Consider the following 22,407-nt stretch of genomic DNA (forward strand, 5'->3'; position numbering starts at 1 on the left):
TATTTTGAGATTTTATAAAAAAAGAAGAGCAGACATCAATTAAGTAATTAAAATATGTTCTAAATAACAAATTAGGTGATAACAAAAAAGTTTTTATGTATAGTCGACCTCTAACAGTCATATTTTTAGTCAATGGCTCATGGAGGGTGAATGAATATGAAAAATACGCAGATTCGAATTGAAACACTATCCTATCACTATGAAAGCATTATGGTGAATGATGAAGTAGAGCGTGCGATAAAAAGTATTGAAGTGACGTATCGAGCATATAAACATAACCACGTTTTAAACGGACACGTAGTACTTTCAGGAGAAGAGATTTACGATCTTCAGCAGCTGACTCACGCAGTGGCTGGGAAAATAAAAGCAGAATTAGAAACTACATAAAAAAGCGCCTTTCTTTAATGTTTGAAATTTAAAGAAAGGCGCTTTTTTATATTAATTATTAATTAAACTGCAAAAAGAAGAAATTAAAGTATGTTCTAAATAAAATATATAGATAAAAAACATAGCATCTAAGAGAATTCCCTAAGCCCTACGCATTACCTTTGCATTGTGAACTTTCTCTCTTTTACTATGTGTAAGCAACACGCCGCATAACGTAATGATGCTTCCAACAATGGAAGCTGCACTCGGGATATCTTTTAAAAGCAGCCACGCTAAGAAAAAGGACAGCGCAGGAGTTAAGTAAAGAGAGATGGCAGCCTCAGCAGAACCTATACGCGATGTCAGATAAGCGAGTACCATATAGGGAACAACGGTTGGAAATAATCCTAAATATATCACGCTTATTGCTGATCTGACAGAGATATGTGCAAGTTCTGTTTCTAAACCAGGTAAAAAAACAAGCATAGAAATTGTAGCCCCCCAAATACTGTACGTCACAAAAGAAAGGAAACCATATTTTTTTAATAAATTTTTTTGACATACTATATAGACGCTTTCTGCAAGGGCAGCTAGCAGAACCAGTAAGATTCCATTAACTGAGTGTACAAAATTCTCTTTGCTGAAGGTTAAAAGTACAATACCCGCAAAGCTTACTGCAGATCCAATCCATTTTCTTTTTCCGAACTCCTCCTGAAAAAGAAAAATAGCTAAAAGCGAAGAAAAAATAGGAGTAGTCGAGATCAGTAAACTCGCAATACCCGCACTTACCGTTTTTTCTCCAATGTTTAAGGCCGTGTGATAGACGGCAAAACCTAAAAAACCGAGAGCTAAAAGAAGTGGAATATCTTTTATGTCAGGCAAGGGCATGCGTGTGGCTATTGCAATAACTAACAGCACTACAGAAGCAATACTTAACCGAACAAAAGCGAGGTGCTGAGGAGAAAACGATTCCAGCCCTATTTGAATAACTGGAAATGCTGAAGCCCATAAGCTAATCATCAGTATATGTAAGAACACCAGACTAAACGTTAATTTCATACCTATTCATCTCCATTTTTCATTTTGAATCCAACCAGTATCTATTGTGGTTCCCATGTTAATAAACATTTGATAAAATGTCTTCAACCAGTTTAAAAGCAATTAACCCAACCACTTTAAAAACAGGAGTACGTGTATGAATCAAGAGAACAGTTCGAGTTATCCAAAATACAAGCAAATCATTGATTTTATGAAAGAGAAAATTGCGCGTGGAGAATGGCCGATTGGAAGTAAAATTCCTAGTCAGCGAAAGCTTGCTGCTATGTTTGATGTTAACCGAAGTACGGTCATCACCGCATTAGAGGAATTAACAGCGGACGGTTTAATTGAAGGTAAGATGGGAAAGGGAACCATCGTTATAAATAATACGTGGACACTTTTGGCTACAACTCCGCCCGATTGGGATGTTCATGTGAAATCAGGCATGCATCATCCGAGTCAAGCAATGGTACAAGATATTAATGAATCCGAATTTAACTCAAACCTTATTCAATTAAGCAAAGGAGAGCTTTCACCTGACATATTTCCTAAAAACAAAATGAAATACGCCGTAGAAAAAGTAGCAGAAAATATGGAGGTTCTAGGATACGAAGAACCAAAGGGGTATTTTCCTTTACGAAAAGAATTAAGTGCATATATGAAAACAATAGGGATTGAATCTTCTCCAGATTCTATTTTAATTGTTTCCGGCGCTCTTCAAGCTCTTCAGCTTATTTCAATTGGACTGCTGCAAAGAAACTCTTCGGTTTTGCTCGAAAAACCTTCTTATCTATATTCCTTACATGTATTTCAATCAGCCGGAATGAAACTCAAAGGCCTTGCTATGGATGAGGAAGGAATAAAAGTAACAGCTATAAAACGCGCCGACCCTCAAGAAGGGCAAGCTATTTTATATACAAATCCATGTTTCCATAACCCAACGGGAACATTAATGTCACAAAATAGGCGTTACGATTTGTTGAAAGAATGTGAGGAACATCAGCTTCCTATTATTGAAGATGATTTATACCGCGAATTATGGCTAGATAAACAGCCTCCGCTGCCATTAAAAGCTTTAGATAAAAATGGACACGTGTTATATGTTAGCAGTCTTTCTAAAACACTAAGCCCGGGATTACGGATCGGATGGATAGTCGGCCCAGAACCAGTCATTGAGCGTTTGGCGGATATTAAAATGCAAACAGATTATGGATCTAGCTCATTATCTCAAAGAGTAGCAGCAGAATGGTTTAAAAATGGCTTATATCAACAGCATATGGAAACTGTACGAACGGAATTGCGAACAAGAAGAAAAGTGATGCTGAATGCTTTGGAAACATACGCAGGAGATATAGCAACATGGACGAATCCTGAAGGAGGCTTTTTTATATGGGTGCATATTCAACCTTCTATTTCAATGAAATCTTTATACTCTCGTGCTTTAAAAAGAGGGATATTGCTTAACTCTGGAAGTATTTATGCACAAGAAACCGGCAGTTATCTTCGGCTTTCTTACGCCTATGCCTCTTTACCAGATATCGATAGAAGCATTGAAATTCTTGCTGAACTGATTCGGGAATTGCAAGTATAGTAAAAAAAGGAATAGTGGATTACCCACTATTCCTTTTTATTTGTATCAAACTATTCTTCTTATAAAAAACATCAAGTAACAACTGACTATATATTACCATCTATAAATACGTGTTATTTTTTATGGAAAAAATAAGTTAATAAAACTTTTAATTGACTTTCTGTACGTTTTACATGTAAATCGTGAATGGTTTTAACTACGTAATCATTATCAAACATTTCCAACACCTCAATTATTGTTAAGTTTCCTGTTTGTTATAGTTTATGAAATCAGCAGACGCATATCATCGGCCATCAGCTGTAACTTTACGGTTTATCTTTTACAACTAAAGGCTGAAACGTACGCTCATGATTGAACGCACGAATAACAGGATATGCAAAAAAATGAAAAGTGTGCACGTTTTGTTTTAAAAAAGCTATATCTTTAAAAAAAGAAAATTGTCACACACATTTATGAATATGTATCTACTAAGTAAGAAGACTTTTTTAGTTGGTGGGATTGAAGGTGAAAAAGATGGATGAATTATTTAAAGATCTTGATCTGTACAGAACGCAAGAAGAAATGAAGCAGTATTTTGAACATACGCAGCAAATGATTCATCAAAACAAAGAGTATATAAAATTAGCCAGACTTAAAAAAGGGCGTTTCAAAAAGTTTTTTGAAGAGTTTTATCCGCTTTATTGCTTCAGCCAATCTTCTTATTGTCCGAGGAATTCAAAATTGAAGCTTATTATTGGAAGTCAAGGATACGACGGATTAATTATTCAGCCGGATGGTACTGAAAAACGAATTGAAATTACTTCTTACAAAGATGGGAAACTGGAATTTGAAGATGCACAGAGGGTCAATTCAGGAAATTTTGCTCTACCCCGTATCCAGACGGAAGGTTCTGTGGAAGAGTATATAGAAAAAGTGCTAGAGAACATTCAAAAAAAGAGCAAAAAAGATTACAGTGGCGCATCCATTTTATTTGTTGTACACACGTTTCATTATTTTGAAGCCTATGGAAAAAGTTCAGCTGCCTTTATTCGTACCTTAAAAAAAGAAATGAAGAATACGGATTTTCGAGCGGATGAAATTTATTTATTGGAATTAAATCAGCCAGAAAGTGAAAGTGTTAAGCAAAACATTCATTTCATTAAATAAGAAGACACGCTGTAGATGTTGAGGTGTGTCTTCTTTTCTGATAATAGTAGAACTTAATGTAGGTGGATAATTTTGAAAATTACAACAATTAAGTGCTATAATTCAAGTATGAATATGCATTCAGAGGAGGAAAACCAATGGATTTAGCTTATAGAGAGAAAGCGTACGAATATGCCAAAAGATTCGAATCTAGCTATGACGATTATGATGAACGCTATAAGGTGCACAATAATCCGACGGTATGGCGATTTATGCCGCTGTCTGATTTTCAAGATTTACTAGAAACCAATGCGCTTTTTTTCGCAAAACCTGATGCATTTTCAGACCCCCTTGAAGGATGCTCTTCGATGTGGAACATAGAAGAGTTAAGAAAAAAAGGCGAACGTCATAACCGTACCTCTAGAACCTATATAAGAAAAATCCATGAATTTTCTGCTGTTTCATCCTGGCATATCAATAATTACGAAGCTGCTGGAATGTGGGACCTATATTTAAAGGGGAATGATGGCGTAGCTATTAAAACCACCTATGAAAACTTATTGTGCAGTATTAAAGATTTACGCTATAAAATCTTCTCTGGAAAAGTGCAGTACATAGACTTCCAAAAAGAAATGATCAGTCACTCTGTATATGACACGTTATTTTACAAGCGCAAATCCTATCAGCATGAAAATGAATTGAGGCTTGTTATTGTAGCAAGTCGTATACACGCTTGGAAGCTGCAAAAGCTATTCGAAATTCAAGGTATTTCCGCAAATCAATGGCAAAAACGAATGGATATCCTCGAAAAAAGATCGTATGAGTTTTCTCACGAGCATGGCAACCTCCTTACATGTAATTTACATCAGCTTATCAACGATATTTACGTATCGCCAAGAAGCGCTCAAAGCTGTGTAGATGAGGTAAAAGCTCTTACTAAGAAACACGGTCTCGCTTATAAAAAGGTTATTCAGTCTGACTTGTATAAGGACTATATTTACTAAATGCTAGCGAAGTACACAAAGGCTTAATCAAAACATGATTAAGCTTTTCGTGTTACACGTTTTATATTTCCATACATTTCCTCATATAAAATAAAACAAACCTCCAAAGCCTATATATACATATTAGACAAATCAGGAGTACAGTATGGTTAAAAAAATGCTGTTTATTTTAGTATGCGGGCTTTGTTTGTGTTTGTTTTTTCAATGGGACGTAAAAAAAGGCTATAACGCTTATGTTCGTGTACATCCGCTTATCGAAACGCCTGTTTACCAAGGCAAGATAGCGCTGTATACACAAGGAAGTAGTTTATATCCTACTTTATTTGAGGATATTAAAAAAGCAAAAAAGTACGTGTACATTCAATTTTTTATTATTCGAGCGGACAACATCAGCATGAAGCTATTTGAGCTATTGAAAGAGAAAGCAGCTGAAGGGGTAAAGATTAAACTTTCTGTAGATCGTTTTGGAGGAAACGATCTCTCCCGAACACTCATAGATGATCTTAAGAAAAATGGAGTTGAGTTTACCTTTAGTCGAAAAGCAAGCAGGCAGCACTTTTTTTATAGCATTAATCATCGAAATCATCGAAAGTTTGTCGTAGTAGATGGCCAAGAAGCCTATCTCGGAGGTTTTAATATAGGAGAAGAATACTTAGGGAAGCATAAAAAATTGGGCTATTGGCGTGATTACCACTTGCGAATTAAAGGAGAAGGTATTTTTGAAATTGAAAAGCAATTTTTGAAAGATTGGGAAGAAGACACGGGACAACATATATCTGCTCAGCGAGTTCCTATCGCTCGCTCTCATGGAGCAAACTATCAGCTATTGTTTTCAACTGGAGAAGAACTTGAGCAAAAGATGATTGATCTAATCAACCGTGCCAAAGTAAAGCTTACCATTGCTACCCCTTATTTTATTCCAAGTGAACATTTAATGAATGCACTTATTTCAGCAAAAGAAAAAGGCGTTTTAATCGATATTATACTTCCGGACAATACCGATGCGTGGTTCACTAAACCGCCTAGTTACCCTAAAACAGAGCAACTATTAAACAAAGGTATTCGAATTTTCTTATATAAAAAGGGGTTTTTTCACGGAAAAGTAATGGTCATCGATCATACGATTGCCAATATTAGCACAGCCAACTGGGATCCCCGAAGTTTTTATTTAAATGATGAAGCGAGCTGTCTTATTTATGATCGCGAGATGATTGCACACATAGAACGAGAAATTAATGAAGATAAAACAAACAGCCGCAGATTAACCAAAACAGTAATAGATGAAATCCCTAAATGGGAACGTTCTCTTAAAAAAACACCGGAATGGATTTATTATTATTTTTGAAAAAATACCCAAATCAAGTTTTAATTATTTTTCCCCGGGTATATATTCTATGTAAGGCCAATACAGGAAAGGAGAGACTGTACACATGCATTGTTTTACAGCGACTTCAAGAAACGTATTGAGCACCTTAGAAGGAAGATTTGCTTTAATTACAAAAGGAACATTGGTAAACAATCGTTATACTAAGTGCTAGGCTGTCTAATTCAGACAGAATACTCGACTATTCTATTCAAACATAATATTCAGTATAAAAAAGAAGATGCGTGCTAAGCGCATCTTCTTTTTTGTTGACTCTATTTTCTCTCTCTTTTGTACTTCGTCTTATTTTTACGCATAAAATAATAAAAAGGAGGGGGTTATGCTGTTTGATTATGAACGGGAGTTAACGATTGGCCGAAAAGATGCTACTCAAAAGACTGCAGCGACTAATGCTGAGACTTATAAAAAAATAGACTGGGAACAAGTGAAATCAGAACAAAATCTTGCGGATGACCAAGCCCTTGTACGCGTACCTTTTCCGCTGATTTTCAAAAAAAATCAGCTGTATCCTGTATGGGATTTAAGAAAGTACGCTTTTTTATTTGAACAATCTACACCTGCTACTGTCCACCCTAAACTGTGGGAACAAGGAAAATTAAATGTACAAGCCGGTTTATATCAAGTAACTGAAAACATCTTTCAAGTAAGAGGCTTTGATATGGCTAATATTACATTTGTTAAAGGGAAAACGGGGTGGATTGTTATTGATTGCTTAACATCCAAAGAAACGGCAGAAAAAGCGCTTGAACTAGTAAACCAGCAGTGCGGTAAGCGTCCTGTTAGAGCTGTTATCTTCTCTCATTCGCATATAGATCATTACGGCGGAGTTCTAGGGATATTACCTGACTCAACACAAAATAAAACTAGTAAAGTTTATGCTCCTGCTGGATTTATGGATGCGGTTATTGATGAAAACGTCACGGCGGCAACAGCAATGACACGAAGAAGTCAATACATGTACGGTATTCGACTGCGACGCGATGAAAAAGGCTTAATTGACAACGGCATCGGAAAAGAAATTTCATTTGGAACAATCACGCTTATTAAAGGAATAGAAGAAATTCATCCTTCCGAACATCATTCTTATGTAAGTAAGAAAATTGACGGCGTCTCATTTCAGTTTCAGCTTACGCCAGGGACGGAGGCGCCTGCTGAAATGAACATCTATATTCCTAGTGAAAAGGCTCTTTGTATTGCAGAAAACTGTACGGCCACTCAGCACAACCTCTATACCCTTAGAGGAGCAAAAGTAAGAGACGCAGCAGCGTGGGCAAAATACTTGCAGCAAGCAATCGATTTATTTGGCCAAGAACTAACAACTGTATTTGGGGTACATAATTGGCCAAGGTTCAGAAACGAGTCGTGCATCACATATATCGAAAATCAACGAGATGTTTATCAATATATTCATGATCAAACATTAAGGCTGATGAATCAAGGCTATACCATCGACCACGTCGGCCGAATGATGAAGCTACCGGAAACCCTATCTCACGAGTGGTATACAAACGGCTTTTATGGAACGGTTAACCATAACGCAAAAGCGGTTTATCAGCGCTATATGGGCTGGTATAACAGCAATCCTGTAGATTTAAATAAACTGTTTCCTGAAGAGTCAGCTAAGAAATATGTAGAGTATATGGGCGGAGCGGACAACATTGTCCAAAAAGCACAGCGCTGTTTTCAACAAGGCGACTATCAATGGGTAGCTGAAGTGACCAAACAAGTTATTTACGCTGATCCTCACCATGTGAAGGCAAAACTTTTATGCGCAGACGCGCTTGAACAATTAGGGTATATAGCTGAATCTGGTCCTTGGCGAAATGAATATTTAACAGGAGCCAAAGAACTTCGTTTAGGTAATATACCGCTGCCAGTCAACATTATTACAAAAGAAGTATGGGATACACTTCCTTTGAAAAATATTTTAGAACTATTTAGCATTCGCGTAGATGGATTAAAGGCGGGCGCATGTAACTATCGTATATTGTTTGTGATACCCGATCGTAATGAAGTAGCTCTCACAGAACTTAAGCATGGAATCTTTAGGTATCTTGGAGATACGCGAAAGAAAGCTGAGGTGACGGTAACGATGTGGCAAGATACCTTATACCGGCTAACAACTACAAATGATCACTCTTATAGCTCGGTCATATTTGTTCAAGGAGATAAATCAAAATGGGATTTCTTTTTGTCTTGTCAGGATTCTATTGATCCAAACTTTAATATTGTGACACCTGTTTCTAAAAAATAGAGTACCTGATTACAGCTCAGAAAGCACATCGTTGACTTTTTGTTCAAAACAGCTGTCGCATGTGAAGATTTCTTTTTCTTGAAAAGATGTTAGCCTTTCTCCGCAGATGGAACAGCATTCTATATAGTGATTGTTTCGCTCTTGTTCTTTTCTTTCATGTAACATAGCACTTTCCTCCTTTTCAGTATAAATAGTTTGTCTTATTTCTTTAAGTATATACTAATATCAGCCTATGCAGGGAATATAAGGCTTGCTAGTGCAGATTATTTATAAAATAAAAGCGTTGTAAAACCGCCGAAATTGGCACAGGAATTGCATATTAAATCATTGAGAAATTTCAATGATTAATATGGGGTGAACAGAATGTCCATTACAAAAACAGCTAGTGAATTAAAAAAAGAACAGCAGCAAGAACAGGAATCACTTAATTTATTTTTATCTACTCAAACTGTTATTCAAGAAGCGCTTCAAAAACTAGGGTATGGTGAAGAAATGTATCATTTGTTGAAAGAACCGCTGCGAATGATGACGGTTCGTATTCCAGTTAAAATGGATAACGGATCGGTAAAAGTATTTACGGGCTACCGCTCTCAGCATAATGATGCTGTCGGGCCTACTAAAGGAGGCGTACGCTTTCATCCTGAAGTAAATGAAGAAGAAGTGAAGGCATTATCCATTTGGATGAGTTTAAAATGCGGGATTGTCGACCTTCCATACGGCGGAGGTAAAGGCGGAATTGTATGTGACCCAAGAAACATGTCGTTTGGTGAACTAGAGCGACTCAGCCGCGGCTATGTAAGAGCCATCAGTCAAATAGTTGGGCCTACTAAAGATATTCCTGCACCGGATGTCTATACAAATTCTCAAATCATGGCGTGGATGATGGACGAATATAGCCGACTGCGTGAGTTCGATTCTCCTGGTTTTATTACCGGAAAACCTATCGTACTCGGAGGATCTCAAGGACGCGAAACTGCAACGGCTAAAGGAGTAACCATTTGTATAGAAGAAGCTGTTAAAAAGAAAAACCTTAACTTGCAAGAAGCACGGATTATTATTCAAGGCTTCGGAAATGCCGGCAGTTTTCTTGCTAAGTTCATGCATGACGCAGGAGCAAAAGTAATTGGCATTTCAGACGCGTACGGAGCTCTTTATGATCCGCTTGGTCTTGATATTGATTACCTGCTTGATCGACGCGACAGTTTTGGTACCGTAACGAATTTATTTACCAATGTGATGACAAACGAAGAACTATTAGAAAAAGAATGTGATATTTTAGTACCCGCAGCCATTTCGAATCAAATTACGGTTCGTAACGCTCATCGCATTAAAGCTTCTATTGTAGTCGAAGCAGCGAACGGACCGACTACACTTGAGGCTACGCGCATTTTAGACGAAAAAGGCGTGCTTTTAGTGCCAGATATTTTAGCGAGTGCTGGAGGCGTAACGGTTTCATACTTCGAATGGGTGCAAAATAATCAAGGCTACTACTGGTCTGAAGAGGAAGTAGCTTACAAATTACGCAAGGTAATGGTGGATTCATTTGAAACGATCTATCAAATCGCTCAAGAAAATGACGTAGACATGAGACTTGCTGCTTACATGGCAGGAATCAAAAAATCAGCTGAAGCTTCTCGTTTCCGCGGCTGGGTATAAGATAAAAAACGATTTGGACTACATGTTCCAAATCGTTTTTTATTTACCGGAACTGCCAAATAATTAAAAGAAAACCTGCTCAAAAAACAAACATGCATAAAAAATTGGCATATTTATTTATCGCAACCCGAATGATGGCAAAACAATTGACAGTGAGAATGATTTTCAATTATTCTATATATAAGATATATACATACCTATACTAATAAATTGAATGTAGAAAAGGAGACAGAAAGCATGAGCGTATTAGATATTATTAAAGCCAGAAGAACGATTGGGGCTATGCAAGACAAAGACGTATCAGAAAATGCTATCGACCTTATGTTAGAAGCAGGCACTTGGGCTCCTAACCATAAAAAGACAGAGCCTTGGAAATTCCGAGTGTTTACAGGGGATTCACGCGTTCGTTTAGGAGACGAAATGGAACGTATTATGAAGCAAAAAACGGCTCACTTAAGTGAAGAAGAAGCGTTGAAAAAAACAACAAAAGCAAAAAAAGGACCGCTTCGCGCTCCTGTCATTATTGCTGTAGCAGTAAGTCCTTCAGGAAAAGTGCCTGAAATTGAAGAAATCTCTGCCGTAGCGGCAAGCATACAAAATATGCTATTAGTAGCGGAAGAACAAGGTTTGGCTACAATTTGGAGAACGGGTGATATTGTCTATCAGTCAGAACTGAATGACTTTTTATCTCTAGAAGACGGCGATAAGCTCCTAGGTTTAATTTACGTCGGACATCCTAATAAAGAAGCTTCATCAAAACGTATTCCGTATCAAGATAAAACCATTTGGTATCGTTAAAAGGTTATTTCTGTGTTTCTATAAATAAAAGGCAGCAGCTCATAAGTTGAGCTGCTGCCTTTTTTATTGTTTTTGAAAGTGGCATAAAGAAATTTAATGCCAACATGCAGCGGCATCAATTTGCACTTTTATGGGTTTACCTGCAGCAGTTAGTTCTTTTTAGTATCTTATCGCGAACTTCCCTGGTTTCCGTAACTACTAGTCAGAACAATCAGAACAAAAAAGGAGTTGTCTGTGTTCAGTCTTCTTTGCGAAGACCAAAATAATAAGTACACGCCAAACCGAAGATAATGGGCGGCAAAAGAAAGACGATCATTTAACGGTCACCTTCCTTTCGGATGATTGAACGTCTACTTTCTGCGTTGGGGTAGCAGTGTTGACAAAGAAGATGCCTTTTAACTTTGAGTATTCCATCAATACTAATAGCAAACTCATCACAAGAAGCGGAACACACACCACTTTGGCAGGAATGTTGAAACAATAGTTAAGGACGGTGATGTTAGCAATAATGGGGAGAAAAATAATGTTCCCTAGTGTCGCGGTACGCGGAATCACCAATAACAACGCAGCTAATAATTCGCCAGTGGCAATAAAATAGTTGTAGAAATCAGAATACCCAAAGAAATACCACGCCAGTTTCATCGCAGAATCTTTTGTTGAATCAAACACGAAATCGCCTGTTATAAATTGTCCTGGGTAGATTTTGGCCATTCCATAAATAAGAAACGTAATAGCCATGGTCCACCTTAGGGTCGCAAGAATACTTAAACGAAATTTCTCTTTTGTTGATAAACGCATTGTTTTCCTCCATTTGTATGCTTAGTCCAAAAATCGCATTTTGGCTTCAGGGGTTGGCAACATACATGACGTTTGTTTTCCAAACCACTTATACCGATTACGTGCAATGAAACGATAGAACAGGTTTCGAATGAACGCGGGAACCACTTGGAAACACGCCATTAGTTGAATGGGTCCTCGAAGCTGGCGGACAATATGTAGGATAGCCGTAGACTCTGTGTAAAGATTCCCGTTCATAAGAAGAATGACCGAGTGAAGTGGTGGGTGCTCATAGTTATGCTTACGCAGCAAGGTTCCCGCAGTATCAGATTGAAGCGACGCAAAACGAAATAGAGCACGTGAATCTCGTTTGATAACAAACTGTACCCATCCGTTGCAAAGATTGCAAACACCATCAAATAGAATAATAGGATGGTGTGATGGATTTGGCGGCATGACGTTCCTCTCCTTCCTTTTTTTATAAATATTTACTAAAATAAGTATAATTGTTTACGTGTGGGACTACAAGACATAAGGGTAAAAGTGGAAATGTTTTATGTGAGTTCAAGTGAATTTAAGCAAGAAAACAGAGTCAAATACAACACTGTTTTTGTTTGAATTTGAATGTAGCAGCTTATCTCATAAACTTCTACTTTTCTGTGTTTCTTATAAATAACTAAAAAATTTTCCTTTTTTTCACAAAATGTAAAACTATTCCTGTTTTGAAACGTACTAGATATAGTGGGATTTACGAGGTAGATGTAATAAAAGCGTGAACTACCTTTGCTACTACAAAAAAAGAAACTTACTTCGAGGTGAAGACGTGAAGAATCAACATATTTTAGAGGTGGGAAATTTAACTAAAGTTTATAAAGGAGAGGGCTATGAAGTTACTGCACTAAATGATATATCCTTTCAGTTAGGGGCAGGTGAAATGGTTGCTGTTATGGGAACAAGTGGTTCAGGAAAAAGTACACTGCTGAACATTTTAGGAGCACTTGATGAGCCAACTAGTGGAACGATTAAATTAAACGGAATGCTTTCAAAAGATATGTTCCAAGAACCTCAAGCTTCAGCGTACAGACGAGATAACATTGGATTTATCTTTCAATCATTCCACTTATTAAAAGATTTATCTGTAGAAGAAAACATAGCTCTTCCGCTAGTTTTAAAGGAACTTACATCGGACGTAATTGATTTAAAAGTAAATAACGTTGTTGAGCTCTTGGGCTTAACAGCTTGGAAAAAACACCGCCCTGTACAACTGTCAGGTGGACAACAGCAACGCGTAGCTATAGGAAGGGCTATTATAACTGACCCACCTATTATTCTGGCAGATGAACCTACAGGTAACCTTGATTTTAATACTTCCGAAGGCATACTAGACACACTGGTAACCACAAAAAACGAACTTAGCCAAAGCATACTTCTTGTTACTCACGACCCTAATGTAGCTACTTATGCAGATCGCGTTCTATTCTTTCATGATGGCTCTATTGTCGATACGTATATCTGTAGTGGAAATAGTGATTTGGATCATATACTAGAGAAGTTTAAGCTTATTACAAAAGCCGAGAGTCTTAAGATATGAAAACACTACGAGGTTTAGCTTTTCGTTTATTTAAGTCCAATAAATTCATTGTGTTTTCGTCTATTGTAAGTGTAGCTATTTCTACCATGCTTGTACTTAGTATGGTTTTATTCTCTTTTAATGCGCAGGACACATTAAAAAGTCAATTAAAACAAACTTACGGTGCGATGGATTTGTCCGTAGGGTTTGATATGAATCAAGGCAAAATTTTGACATCAACTTTAGTTGAAGAAATTCACCAGGATAAAATGGTAGATAAGGTATCAAAAGTATCTATTGCTCATTTAAACCTAAATCAACTACATGCCTCTATCTATACAGTAGGTGTTAAAAATGATTACTTAGCTAAAAGTCGATATCACTTTTCCAAACCTCTAAATAGTAGCTCTGTGGCAATGAATAAGAGCTTAGCCCAAGATTTAGACATAAAAATTGGTGATAAAGTCCTTATTGAAAACAGAACATACACATTAGCGGAAACCGTAAATGATTTATCCGCTACTGGAGTAGCACCGGATATGCTGATACTTAATCAAAAGAATGTAAAACGCTATATTCAAACAAAAGAAAAAAGCAGCGCGGAAGCGACTTATTTATTAATAAAGGCACAAAAAAACGAGAGCGCCTTAAAGTTGGCCAATCATATTAAATCATATAACAAGGACTTACGTATTGATATAGCTGAACAAGATGCAGGCGTGCAAAATAATTTACAATCCTTACATACATTTATTATGGTTTTATCGGCATTGGTATTAATCATCACGTCTCTTATTCTCATTTCAAACTTTGAGCTTTTGCTTTACAAAATGAGGAATCAGTTCGCCATTATGCGGTCGATAGGAGCCACTGCTAAACAGATTAGCGAGATTATCACACTTCAAAGCACCGTTATAAACACCGTAGGTACAGGTGTCGGGTTTTTGCTAACCTTTTGCAGTCAAAGGTACTTATACAGCTGGTTAGGAAAAGTGTCGAAAATAGCTTCCTCTCCATCTGATTTTAACGTAGGTACTGCCGTTATCATTACAGTTGTAATGTTTGTTATTATTCAATTCTTTTTACTCATTCCAGCTTATCGAAGTACAAAAGTATTGCCACTAAAAACAATGCAGAAGAACGAGAAAATTAACTATGGTTTTTCCAAGACAAGAATAGTAATTTTCAAGGTACTAATAGCAATGTCCTTATTTTTAGTTATAGGAAGCCAGGTATTTCCTACAAGAGGCACATACGGACCTGGGATGTTACTAATTACAGTTATTTTAGTCTTGTTTGCCTTTATACTAATCTTTCCTATCCTAGTGACTAAAGGATTAAAGTGGTTTTTACCATATGGAAAAAAACTATTTGGGAAAGAATTTTATATTTCCGTTAAAAATCTAATTCCTCAAGTTAGAAAAAATACAATGATTATCTTAATAATATGCGGATTAATGGTCATTACTGTATTTGGGTCAATTACATTTAGAACCATTCAAAATAATGGACTAACCTACTTAAAAAAAGAATATGTAATGCCCATTATTGTGGAAACTCGCCTTGATGATTCAAAAATAGATGTAGCAGAACTCACTAGAAAGGCTGAACAATTGCCTCACGTAAAAAGCGTTAGCAACATGAGCAACCAGGGCTTAGGGGAGATTTCAAAGTCAAAAAAGGTTACAGATATTCTTTACAATGTGGTTGACTTGAAAAGATTGCAGAAGCAAGGACTTCTAGAGCACTTCTCTTATGTAAAAGGAAGTAATAAAGAGAATAGTATAATAGTGTCTAAAAAATTTGCTGAAAGTCATAATGTAAAAGTAGGTCAGGTACTCCATTTAGGTATGTATGCTAAAAATCAAGATGGATCAATTATAGAGGGGCATATAATACCTAAAGGAGATTATGTCGTAACAGCTATACCTGACCATCTTCTTGACAACTATGAGGCATTTTTAGATTGGAAAAACAAGGAGTTTAAAGATGTGAATTTTTACCGCCTATATATAGATGCTACGAATGTAAAGGCCGCTGTAAAAGAAATTGAGGGCTTAAAAAGCCAGTATCCCGAATTAAAGGTAAGCAGCTATGATCAATCTGTTAAAGAAGCAAACGAAATGTTTTATCAGCGTTGGGGAATTTTTATAGTTGTTATTGCCACATTGGTTCTTTCTACCATGATAGGAGTATTTAATTCATTGGCAAATAATATTTATTCAAAACGAAAAGAATTTGCTGTTTTACGCGCGATGGGCATGACGCCAAAATCCATTCGTAAAGTCATTCTTTCACAAGTGAATTTATATATTACGATTGGAGTAATATATGGAATTGTAATGGGACTTTTAATAACATTAATTCTGCTATTAATGGATCCAGGGAAGTTTGTTATAGATTATAAAACAATTCTTTCTGTAGTAGTATCAATGCTTGTAGTTAGCACTTTTTTATTCTCATACGTAAGTCGAAAAATATCTGGACAAGATCTTTCTATAGAGCTTACTAATGACAATAAGTGACCTCTCATGTAGGTATAGTAGAATACTATAATAGTAATAAACCCCAATCTCTTTGTAGAGGTTGGGGTTTATTACTTTCTATGTTATTTATTTAACAACAACGTTCCCTACATATTGTGCGTAGCCTCTATCAGTTTGGAGTTCTAGCAAATAAACATAATTCCCTTTTTTCTTTGGGAACGCAAAAGTTCTATCTTGTTCGTTTATTCTAATATCTTGCTTCGCATTACTAGTGCTTATTGTATAAGAACTAATGTCATTAACAAGAAAATCTTCGCTATCAAACCTTAAATTCCCTGGTGTTTCAGGGGCAACAGCTAGCTGTTGTTGCTTTTTAGCTCTATTTATACTATTCCTTGTATTTGTTTCCTTTCTGTACTGTTTTCCTTCTTCACCGCGCCAATCTACATTAGTTTCTTTCAGTTCAACATCCACAACATCATTGGCCGATAATGTAACCGTAGGGGGAGAGAAGTCATATTCCTCGCCTATACACCCTGATAATCCAACGATAATAAACATAAACAGAGATAATTTTATAAACTCTTTCATATATAATGTCCCCCTTGGTTAGTTGCGACTAATAAAAAAATTGCTGCTTAATTGCTTGGAACAGGGGAGAGGTAATAATAAATATCATATTCTTTATCAATATGAGGGATCACTTCAGTATCGGTACGGGTTTCAATTGTCATATTTGATTTTGTTGGGGTACCGGCATAAAAATCGTACTTTACACCTTTTGGAGTCGTTATGTCACTAGTGATATCTGTATTTCCCTTTGATTGTTTAATAATAGCTGGATTCCCATTAAAATACCAACGGATTTTTTGATCCTTTTGAGTTAATGTAGCTGTTCCTATACCTACATTCGATTTTCCTTTAATTGTATAGATAACAATCTTTTCGTTATCTACATATTTGCTTTCACCGATAATATCTTGTATTCCTGTAGACTCTTTTTTTGCATTTTCAAAGGCTTCATCTTCACTAGAATAGAATCCCACGTCTTTTTTACTGTTTACGTTCGTTTCTGAACAAGCCGTTAGTATAATGGCTGACAGTAGAGATGCGAGTAATGCAGAATATAACTTTTTCATACAAACCCCCGTTTTATTAATTTCTTTAATTTTAATCTTAATATAAATAGTTAAAATAATCCATTTATGTGATATAGTTGTTCAGTATGTAAAAGTTAAACAACAAAGAAATGGAGTTTCACAATGAAGAATTCAAGGAAGATAGCAGCAGGAGCAGCTGTTCTAACTGTTGCTTTTAGTTTAATGGGATGTACCTCAAAAGAATCAATTAGCAAAAATACAAAACAAGAAGAAGCCCAAAAAGAAATAAAAATAGAGTTAACGTTTCTCCAAAATGAATGTGATCGTCTTATTAATAAAGATGAGGACATAGAAAAAACGTTTCAAAGTTATAAAAATGATTTTAATTTGTTATCTACGTCCGTTAACAGTACTGCAAAGGTTAATAAAATGAATAATGACGAGTTAGAAATAAGTATCAATAACCTTGAAAAAGATGTTGATAAACTAAATGGAGAAGAGGCTTTAAAAGCTTATACGAAATACACTTCCCCTAAAACAATATATAAAGTGACAATGATGAAAAATATGCATTCGGTTATCGAGGCCACCAGAGGTTGGGATGACGGCAAGGATCTAGGTATATCATTCTTCTACGACCACCTCCATTCTTCTCAAGAAGATATTAATAGAGATATAAAACCTACAGTTAATGACATAACAAACGGACCAGTATACAAACTGCATATAATAAAAGATGAATTACAAAAGCATCGAGATGCTTTTAGTAAGGAACAGCTTGAAGAATTAGAAACAGCAATGAAAGGTTTTGATTATTCCTTGGATACTCAATTAAAAACCATCAGATCATATAAAAACATTGTTAAGAATCCGTACACAAGTAATAATTATGACTATGAAGAAGAAGAGAAATATAACGGAGCCCGCACGTACCTTACTGATTTTGAATCGAATTTAGGTGTTGCTAAGCCTGAGTATTAAAAACGCATCCTTCCTATAAAGTTTTTGGAGTTTGAGGGGATTAACAAAAAAGTGCTTGGATATTTAAATATCCAAGCACTTTTTTGTATGAATTATTTTAACTAGAAAGATTAATTAGGTGGCAGATACCTGAAATTTACAAAAAAGTGTAATTATTATAAAATTTAGTTAGGTGTACGTTAAAAAGAAGTAATTTCTATAGGGGGGATAGTATGAGTTTAAAAGAGAGAGCAACTAAAGAGTTTAAAGAAAGGGTAGATAGCGACGAAGAAATTAGAGAATCTATTTTAACTTACTATGAATGTGAAAGTGGATTTTCGGGACTTGTAGGTGTACCAAATGGAAATTCTGTACCTATTCGAGGTGTTTTAGCTTATACAGAAAAAAGCCTACTTTTTTACGGAGAAGTTTTCTCTAAGCTGCCTATTGTATTACATATCCCATTTAATAAAATCAGGGAAATAAAAACAGGAAAGCAAATCCTTACAATTTTCAAATCAACTTTTACGATGGTTGTTGTTCATGATGATCAAGAAGTTTTCTCTACACGGGGAAACAAGGAGGACTTTTCTAGGTTGGAGTCGTTTTTTGAAAATGTGAATGAAGAAGTATTTCTTGCTAAATAGGTAGTACCAAGATAAGCCTAGACTTAAAAATTAGGCTTATCTTGGTATGGCGTTCGCTAATAACGTACTTTTAAGAAAGGATTTGGTTGTGTATATAGAAAATACGTTAGACGTTAGGATGCTATTTCAGTTCAGAGAGAGGTGGTAAGTATGCGTAAAAGAGATAAAGGGTTTTGGATAGCTTACCTTGTGTTTGCAATTATTATGCTATTAATCTACAAATATATACCGGCTGAAAACGGGTTTCTCGTTATCGTTTTATTTCCTCTAATTTATTGGTTCATCTACGAATTTATATTAAGACCTAAGAAAAGAAGAAGCAATGGTTAAGGAGGGGCGATTTGCTTGTTTTGGAATTATCTTAACATGTCAACAGGACTTATAATAGTTTTAGCAAACATTTTTAATTCTGCATTCCAAGGAAGTATGCGTTGGATTATGGTTGGGTGTGGTTTGTTAATTTTTATATACAATTTAATAGTAACTTTTGATCAAAAACAAAGTGAAGCGGCTAATCAAAATACTGTAGGAATTGTATCTAGAAAAGGGCGTTAATTGTTTTAGGCAGTTCAAAGTACTTAAATTTACTTTTTTTATAAGTGACGCAACGAAAATTCTGGAGTGAAAATCTTATAAGAAAGAGGGAAGTAATGGACGTTCAAAAGGTAGCAAATTTATTTTTGATTTTTGTCTTAATGTCAGCAGGCATTTCATTGGTAATTGGCTTTGTTGTTGCTGTGAGAAGTACAAACTATAAGAAGGGATATGTAAGTACTTTTATATCCAGTGTTGTCTTTTTAATAATTATTGTGAGCTGGTATGATAAAGCATCTTCAAACGTTTTTATGGGGACAATACCTTGGATTTTAAATGTTATTGCCGTCATTATTGTGTTACCACTGTACGTGTTAGTTGCTCGCTTTATATTTAAAAAGGTGACAAAAGGACAAAAAGGAACAAATGAAAAAATTAGCGGTTAACTTACTTCTTTCATCGTTTTCCCTAATCTTCACGATTTTAAATAAATGAAGATACACAAAAAAAATTTTTATCAATATCCTGTTAGAGAAGGTGATTGATATCATTTTCTGTAAAGGAGAGAACGTCTATGATTAAAGTTAATCAACAAATTGTGAAAATAAGCGATTTAAATAATAGTTCGTTAACAAAAGAAAAAGCAGACATTTTAAAACAAATGGATGCCTATAGGGAAGTGTATGAGTATGCTACATTTGACCAGCTTGATTTTGATGTATCTGTTAAATTACAAATTATTGAATCGTCTGTGTTGCTGCGCAAAAGCGGCGCTAGGTTTGCTACATTCGCCCGTTCTAGGTGCAACGAAAAGTATTGGAAACGAACCGATAACGGAGGGTTTCAGCTACTACCTACCGTTTCTCCTCATCAGGCCATCGATGATATTTTTTACAACGGACACGAATACGCGTTTGAGTGCGCGACGGCTGTTATCATCATCTTTTACAAAGCTGTATTAAATAATATTGGAAAAGCAAATTTTAACAGGCTTTTTGCTGATCTTTACTTACACGATTGGCAATACGATGAAGATCTTGAGCTCCATGGTTATAAAGGATCTGACTACTTGCCCGGAGACTGTGCGTATTTTAAAAACCCTGATTATAACCCTGATACTCCCCAGTGGAAAGGTGAAAACACCATTGTATTAGATGAAACTCTATATTTTGGTCATGGAATTGGAATTACGACGCGGGAAAGAATTATTGAAGTGTTAAATTTAAAGAGAAAAGACAACGCAAAGCAATCAGCTTACCTGTCAGATGAAATTGTCAGACTTCACACCGCTCACCTCAGTTATTTGGCGGTTAGATACGAACCTGTTGTTTGGTATGACAGAAACAGCGCTATTATTTCCACTATTGGATCGATTACGTATGTAGCTTGAATGATCAAAGTTTTGATACTTTGGTCTTTTTTTGTAAAAAGGAAAGAATTACATGAAGGTAAATTTGAGAATTCAAAAGGATTTTATGTATAAAAGAAGAATCCATTTAATACGCAGGTCTTAAAACTAAAAGGAAAGGAGGAGATTACTATTAAAAATCGTGATAAAAGACGCAAGAGAAAACGCGGCGCATTAAAAGATTATCTGAAAAATAAGCTTGGTCAGCTAAAACCGAAGCCAAACAAAGGACCTGTCTCAAATTTAAAGTCTTCTGCTTAAAAAATCCCCCTAGTTTTTATATAGGGGGATTTTCTTTTGAATTTTCTTTTATTTTAAGGTTTAAATGTTATGAGTGGCATTTAAGGGGTAATTTGTGCACAATAGACATTGAATAGTTTATCTAATACGACAACGTAAGGAGAGATTAGACGATGGAAAACATGATTTTAAAACATATGGACGTTGTAAGAGGAATTACGATTAGTATCCTTGAAAAAACAACAGAAGAGGCAGCGGACATCACACCAAAAGGGTTCAATAACAATATTCGCTGGAATCTTGGACACATTGCCTTTATTCAAGAAAAGCTTGTGTTTGGCTTAGCTGGTGAACCGATGCAAACGCCAGAGAGTTATGAAAGCTTTTTTGGTGCCGGAACAAAACCTGCTGATTGGAACGAGGCTGCTCCATCTCTTGAAGAAATTGCGAATGTGTTGAAAGACCAAGCACGCCGTATTAAAGAGTTCATGCCGGGGCAGTTTGATAAGCAGTTAATCACACCTTTTACAAATAAAGCGGGTATCAACTTTACAACAGTTGGCGAAACGTTTTTATTCAGTTTCTATCACGAAGCGATGCATGTAGAAACGATTAAGCAAATTGGGAAAGCAGCAGCTGCACAATAAGGAAATAAAAAAGAATAAATCACATATTCTTTATAACTATTTTACATAGCGCCTATGCATATACTGATCTATACAGCGCATAAGATGTAACATGAGCTGCTTTTCCTAATGCAGTTCGCAAGGAGGTGACAACGTGAAATTTCTTTCAGGTTTAACGACTCTTCTTGTGATTTTAGGCGGTTTAAATTGGTTAGCTGTAGCATTAGGCGTGAATGTAGTAGAAGAGCTATTTGGCTCTTGGGATTGGTTAGTAACAACGATTTATTGGTTAGTTGGCCTGTCTGCTCTTTATCAAATTTTTGATAAGTTCTTCGGAACGGGAGCAAGTGTCAAAAGCAAAGCGCTATAATAAATATTATTTTTTATTATCTCTTTAGGGGGTTTGAATGTATATTCAAACTCCCTTTTTCATGGATAAAAGACGTGACATCTTTACAAAATACGGTAAAATAAGGTAATAACCAAAAAGTAGGAGGGATGAGATGGAGCTTTGGGGTGTAGTACCTATCTTAGTGTTTGGAGTTCTTTATATAGGAATCATTGCTGGTATGATAGCTGTTATTGTTATAGTGTTAAAGCGAATGAAAGAGAGAAATCAATATTTACGTGAAATACGGGATGAACTGAGAAATCAAAACAAGATAACTATAGCAGAAAATAAAGAATAGAAGAGGGTTTAATAGATGAATAAAAGTGTACTTCCTATCTTTTTTATCGTAAATCTTTTTTTATTTACTGTTTATTATTTAATCAAGGATACATCTTTCAACTAAAGAATCTACCTTACATATGGGCTATTTATTTACTTATTGGCACCTGTTT

The 22,407-nt window shown here is 35.8% G+C and carries 24 protein-coding genes; 18 read left to right on the forward strand and 6 right to left on the reverse strand.

What is annotated here, in order from left to right; all coding sequences use genetic code 11:
• The first annotated feature begins 156 nt into the window (after positions 1–156).
• Positions 157–387 carry a hypothetical protein gene (locus MKX72_RS12135; protein WP_016764194.1) on the forward strand — a complete coding sequence of 77 codons (231 nt, stop codon included), beginning with the start codon at positions 157–159 and terminating at the stop codon, positions 385–387.
• Positions 388–528: 141 nt separating this feature from the next.
• Here the strand turns inward: MKX72_RS12135 and MKX72_RS12140 are convergent, their stop codons facing one another.
• Positions 529–1,425 carry a DMT family transporter gene (locus MKX72_RS12140; RefSeq protein WP_155008105.1) on the reverse strand — a complete coding sequence of 299 codons (897 nt, stop codon included), beginning with the start codon at positions 1,423–1,425 and terminating at the stop codon, positions 529–531.
• Positions 1,426–1,561: 136 nt separating this feature from the next.
• Between MKX72_RS12140 and pdxR the strand changes: the two genes are divergently transcribed.
• The 5 genes from pdxR to MKX72_RS12165 all read left to right on the forward strand — a co-directional run bounded on the left by pdxR (position 1,562) and on the right by MKX72_RS12165 (position 8,762).
• Complete coding sequence (pdxR, locus tag MKX72_RS12145; RefSeq protein WP_047750930.1) at positions 1,562–2,995, forward strand: MocR-like pyridoxine biosynthesis transcription factor PdxR; 1,434 nt, start codon at positions 1,562–1,564, stop codon at positions 2,993–2,995.
• A gap of 513 nt (positions 2,996–3,508) precedes the next feature.
• Entirely contained in the window at positions 3,509–4,141 is a 633-nt protein-coding gene (locus tag MKX72_RS12150) for a hypothetical protein (protein ID WP_034266280.1), read from the forward strand.
• A 137-nt stretch (positions 4,142–4,278) separates the two neighbouring features.
• Complete coding sequence (locus tag MKX72_RS12155) at positions 4,279–5,124, forward strand: DUF2971 domain-containing protein (protein WP_154988750.1); 846 nt, start codon at positions 4,279–4,281, stop codon at positions 5,122–5,124.
• A 145-nt stretch (positions 5,125–5,269) separates the two neighbouring features.
• Positions 5,270–6,469, forward strand: coding sequence for a phospholipase D-like domain-containing protein (locus MKX72_RS12160; RefSeq protein WP_028413294.1), 1,200 nt, complete (start codon positions 5,270–5,272; stop codon positions 6,467–6,469).
• Between the two features lie 358 nt (positions 6,470–6,827).
• On the forward strand, positions 6,828–8,762 hold the full coding sequence (locus tag MKX72_RS12165; RefSeq protein ID WP_033579028.1) for an alkyl/aryl-sulfatase: 1,935 nt from the start codon (positions 6,828–6,830) through the stop codon (positions 8,760–8,762).
• 9 nt (positions 8,763–8,771) lie between these two features.
• Here MKX72_RS12165 and MKX72_RS12170 read toward each other — a convergent pair whose 3' ends face one another.
• A complete protein-coding gene (locus MKX72_RS12170) occupies positions 8,772–8,927 on the reverse strand; it encodes a hypothetical protein (protein WP_162871471.1) in 156 nt (51 codons plus the stop codon).
• Between the two features lie 198 nt (positions 8,928–9,125).
• Between MKX72_RS12170 and MKX72_RS12175 the strand changes: the two genes are divergently transcribed.
• Positions 9,126–10,418: a Glu/Leu/Phe/Val family dehydrogenase gene (locus MKX72_RS12175; protein ID WP_033579029.1), complete on the forward strand. Its 1,293-nt coding sequence runs from the start codon at positions 9,126–9,128 to the stop codon at positions 10,416–10,418.
• 237 nt (positions 10,419–10,655) lie between these two features.
• On the forward strand, positions 10,656–11,216 hold the full coding sequence (locus MKX72_RS12180) for a nitroreductase family protein (protein ID WP_033579030.1): 561 nt from the start codon (positions 10,656–10,658) through the stop codon (positions 11,214–11,216).
• A 312-nt stretch (positions 11,217–11,528) separates the two neighbouring features.
• Here MKX72_RS12180 and MKX72_RS12185 read toward each other — a convergent pair whose 3' ends face one another.
• A complete protein-coding gene (locus MKX72_RS12185; RefSeq protein WP_154972924.1) occupies positions 11,529–12,014 on the reverse strand; it encodes a hypothetical protein in 486 nt (161 codons plus the stop codon).
• A gap of 21 nt (positions 12,015–12,035) precedes the next feature.
• On the reverse strand, positions 12,036–12,449 hold the full coding sequence (locus tag MKX72_RS12190; protein ID WP_033579032.1) for a thiol-disulfide oxidoreductase DCC family protein: 414 nt from the start codon (positions 12,447–12,449) through the stop codon (positions 12,036–12,038).
• Positions 12,450–12,816: 367 nt separating this feature from the next.
• Here MKX72_RS12190 and MKX72_RS12195 point away from each other — a divergent pair, with 367 nt between their 5' ends.
• Positions 12,817–13,584: an ABC transporter ATP-binding protein gene (locus MKX72_RS12195; protein WP_080754425.1), complete on the forward strand. Its 768-nt coding sequence runs from the start codon at positions 12,817–12,819 to the stop codon at positions 13,582–13,584.
• Positions 13,581–16,088, forward strand: a complete 2,508-nt coding sequence (locus tag MKX72_RS12200; protein ID WP_186808519.1) for an FtsX-like permease family protein — start codon at positions 13,581–13,583, stop codon at positions 16,086–16,088. The genes MKX72_RS12195 and MKX72_RS12200 overlap by 4 nt, the downstream gene beginning before the upstream one ends.
• An 87-nt stretch (positions 16,089–16,175) precedes the next feature.
• On the opposite strand, the gene MKX72_RS12205 is transcribed toward MKX72_RS12200, so the two are convergent.
• Positions 16,176–16,640 carry a hypothetical protein gene (locus MKX72_RS12205; RefSeq protein ID WP_033579033.1) on the reverse strand — a complete coding sequence of 155 codons (465 nt, stop codon included), beginning with the start codon at positions 16,638–16,640 and terminating at the stop codon, positions 16,176–16,178.
• 47 nt (positions 16,641–16,687) lie between these two features.
• The gene (locus tag MKX72_RS12210; protein WP_155008104.1) at positions 16,688–17,188 is read right to left on the reverse strand and encodes a hypothetical protein; all 501 of its coding nucleotides are present in this window, start codon (positions 17,186–17,188) and stop codon (positions 16,688–16,690) included.
• Between the two features lie 123 nt (positions 17,189–17,311).
• Here MKX72_RS12210 and MKX72_RS12215 point away from each other — a divergent pair, with 123 nt between their 5' ends.
• From MKX72_RS12215 to MKX72_RS12250, 8 genes are all read left to right on the forward strand, one after another.
• Positions 17,312–18,130, forward strand: a complete 819-nt coding sequence (locus tag MKX72_RS12215; protein ID WP_033579035.1) for a hypothetical protein — start codon at positions 17,312–17,314, stop codon at positions 18,128–18,130.
• Positions 18,131–18,342: 212 nt separating this feature from the next.
• On the forward strand, positions 18,343–18,756 hold the full coding sequence (locus MKX72_RS12220) for a hypothetical protein (RefSeq protein WP_033579036.1): 414 nt from the start codon (positions 18,343–18,345) through the stop codon (positions 18,754–18,756).
• 345 nt (positions 18,757–19,101) lie between these two features.
• Positions 19,102–19,311, forward strand: a complete 210-nt coding sequence (locus MKX72_RS12225; RefSeq protein ID WP_033579038.1) for a hypothetical protein — start codon at positions 19,102–19,104, stop codon at positions 19,309–19,311.
• A gap of 95 nt (positions 19,312–19,406) precedes the next feature.
• Complete coding sequence (locus tag MKX72_RS12230; protein WP_033579039.1) at positions 19,407–19,736, forward strand: hypothetical protein; 330 nt, start codon at positions 19,407–19,409, stop codon at positions 19,734–19,736.
• Positions 19,737–19,864: 128 nt separating this feature from the next.
• Entirely contained in the window at positions 19,865–20,680 is an 816-nt protein-coding gene (locus MKX72_RS12235) for a protein-glutamine gamma-glutamyltransferase (protein ID WP_033579040.1), read from the forward strand.
• A gap of 431 nt (positions 20,681–21,111) precedes the next feature.
• A complete protein-coding gene (locus tag MKX72_RS12240) occupies positions 21,112–21,585 on the forward strand; it encodes a DinB family protein (protein ID WP_033579041.1) in 474 nt (157 codons plus the stop codon).
• A 133-nt stretch (positions 21,586–21,718) separates the two neighbouring features.
• On the forward strand, positions 21,719–21,934 hold the full coding sequence (locus MKX72_RS12245) for a DUF378 domain-containing protein (RefSeq protein ID WP_013057146.1): 216 nt from the start codon (positions 21,719–21,721) through the stop codon (positions 21,932–21,934).
• Between the two features lie 133 nt (positions 21,935–22,067).
• Positions 22,068–22,253, forward strand: a complete 186-nt coding sequence (locus MKX72_RS12250; protein WP_034266296.1) for a hypothetical protein — start codon at positions 22,068–22,070, stop codon at positions 22,251–22,253.
• Positions 22,254–22,407: the final 154 nt, after the last annotated feature.

Origin of the sequence: Priestia sp. FSL R5-0597 (genome assembly GCF_038006305.1) — a bacterium.
Taxonomy (GTDB): domain Bacteria; phylum Bacillota; class Bacilli; order Bacillales; family Bacillaceae_H; genus Priestia; species Priestia zanthoxyli.

Coding starts and splice junctions, on each gene's coding strand:
- MKX72_RS12180 (WP_033579030.1), top strand. CDS start 10,656: ATGAGCGTATTAGATATTATTAAAGCCAGAAGAACGATTGGGGCTATG.
- MKX72_RS12170 (WP_162871471.1), bottom strand. CDS start 8,927: ATGTTACATGAAAGAAAAGAACAAGAGCGAAACAATCACTATATAGAA.
- MKX72_RS12215 (WP_033579035.1), top strand. CDS start 17,312: ATGAAGAATTCAAGGAAGATAGCAGCAGGAGCAGCTGTTCTAACTGTT.
- MKX72_RS12160 (WP_028413294.1), top strand. CDS start 5,270: ATGGTTAAAAAAATGCTGTTTATTTTAGTATGCGGGCTTTGTTTGTGT.
- MKX72_RS12185 (WP_154972924.1), bottom strand. CDS start 12,014: ATGCGTTTATCAACAAAAGAGAAATTTCGTTTAAGTATTCTTGCGACC.
- MKX72_RS12175 (WP_033579029.1), top strand. CDS start 9,126: ATGTCCATTACAAAAACAGCTAGTGAATTAAAAAAAGAACAGCAGCAA.
- MKX72_RS12135 (WP_016764194.1), top strand. CDS start 157: ATGAAAAATACGCAGATTCGAATTGAAACACTATCCTATCACTATGAA.
- MKX72_RS12235 (WP_033579040.1), top strand. CDS start 19,865: ATGATTAAAGTTAATCAACAAATTGTGAAAATAAGCGATTTAAATAAT.
- MKX72_RS12140 (WP_155008105.1), bottom strand. CDS start 1,425: ATGAAATTAACGTTTAGTCTGGTGTTCTTACATATACTGATGATTAGC.
- MKX72_RS12240 (WP_033579041.1), top strand. CDS start 21,112: ATGGAAAACATGATTTTAAAACATATGGACGTTGTAAGAGGAATTACG.
- MKX72_RS12230 (WP_033579039.1), top strand. CDS start 19,407: ATGGACGTTCAAAAGGTAGCAAATTTATTTTTGATTTTTGTCTTAATG.
- MKX72_RS12155 (WP_154988750.1), top strand. CDS start 4,279: ATGGATTTAGCTTATAGAGAGAAAGCGTACGAATATGCCAAAAGATTC.
- MKX72_RS12150 (WP_034266280.1), top strand. CDS start 3,509: ATGGATGAATTATTTAAAGATCTTGATCTGTACAGAACGCAAGAAGAA.
- MKX72_RS12220 (WP_033579036.1), top strand. CDS start 18,343: ATGAGTTTAAAAGAGAGAGCAACTAAAGAGTTTAAAGAAAGGGTAGAT.
- MKX72_RS12250 (WP_034266296.1), top strand. CDS start 22,068: ATGGAGCTTTGGGGTGTAGTACCTATCTTAGTGTTTGGAGTTCTTTAT.
- MKX72_RS12200 (WP_186808519.1), top strand. CDS start 13,581: ATGAAAACACTACGAGGTTTAGCTTTTCGTTTATTTAAGTCCAATAAA.
- MKX72_RS12210 (WP_155008104.1), bottom strand. CDS start 17,188: ATGAAAAAGTTATATTCTGCATTACTCGCATCTCTACTGTCAGCCATT.
- pdxR (WP_047750930.1), top strand. CDS start 1,562: ATGAATCAAGAGAACAGTTCGAGTTATCCAAAATACAAGCAAATCATT.
- MKX72_RS12165 (WP_033579028.1), top strand. CDS start 6,828: ATGCTGTTTGATTATGAACGGGAGTTAACGATTGGCCGAAAAGATGCT.
- MKX72_RS12205 (WP_033579033.1), bottom strand. CDS start 16,640: ATGAAAGAGTTTATAAAATTATCTCTGTTTATGTTTATTATCGTTGGA.
- MKX72_RS12190 (WP_033579032.1), bottom strand. CDS start 12,449: ATGCCGCCAAATCCATCACACCATCCTATTATTCTATTTGATGGTGTT.